The organism is Bartonella sp. TT67HLJMS (genome assembly GCF_042193375.1).
Classification (GTDB): Bacteria; Pseudomonadota; Alphaproteobacteria; order Rhizobiales; family Rhizobiaceae; genus Bartonella; species Bartonella grahamii.
The window spans coordinates 1-890 of sequence record NZ_JBHILP010000041.1 but is presented as its reverse complement, the minus strand read 5'-3'; the positions used below and the strand labels follow the sequence as shown (position 1 = coordinate 890).

General features: G+C 36.2%; 1 protein-coding gene and 1 pseudogene. Both read left to right on the top strand.

From position 1 onward, the window contains the following. Window positions 1-88 (top strand): annotated as a pseudogene (locus ACFIJQ_RS08850) (TrwH protein); the annotation flags it as partial. Further along, entirely contained in the window at window positions 85-828 is a 744-nt protein-coding gene (locus ACFIJQ_RS08845) for a type IV secretion system protein (RefSeq protein ID WP_375629970.1), read from the top strand. The pseudogene ACFIJQ_RS08850 and the gene ACFIJQ_RS08845, both read left to right, overlap by 4 nt. Window positions 829-890: the final 62 nt, after the last annotated feature.

The window sequence follows — 890 nt, the reverse complement described above, 5'->3', positions numbered from 1 at the left end:
AGCACCAAAGCTAAAACAGCCCAATGATAGGAACCGTGTACCTATTAATAAAACAATCCCTGCCGAAATCAAGCGAGCAAATATATGAAAAAGCGATTTATTATAACAGGAATCATTACCCTTTTGGGAATGATAAATTTAACTCTAACGTCTAACTTTAGTTGGGGTTCTGGGACTCAAGATCTGACTGTTCAAAGTCCTTTCCCTGTTTCAAAAGCAGAATATCTGACAGTTATTGAGTTGTTAAAACAACAAATTAGAACAAACGAAAACCAGATCGAAAACGCGAAAAAAATCCATCAGTCTATAACAGGAAATAGAATAAAAAAACCAACAATAGGAGAGAAAAAGAGTTTTTTCATACAAGATTCGCCCACTCTCAGCTACCCAGAAAAGGGCCGCGATTACTATAGCCTAAGTGTTGGGGAATTTCGAGATCTTTTACATTCTGTTCATCATGAAGAGAAAAGGAGCGTCTTCTGGTTCTTGCCGTATCATGAAATGCGCACAATAATTAATAAACGTCTTAAATATAGTGGAATTGTCGATAAAGCTGTAAGTTTGCAAACTTTCCAAGACGCAGAGAACCGCTTTACACAAATTGTCGATTTCTTAAATAATATAGATAAAACAAAAGATCTGAAAGAAGTTTTCGAGCTGCAAACACGCATCAAGACCATGTCAGCCATGCTCCAAAATGAATATACAAAGCTACAAATGGTCAGAAATTTAAGCGATAACGAAGAGGCTCTTATCGAAATACAAAAACGTAAATTGTATGGAAGAATTGTGTCCCCTGATAACCGAAATGTACCTACCATACGATGAAAACAAAAGCCAATATAGAAGGTTCAGTACTATCTGAACAATTCAGAGAGGCACAAAGATTT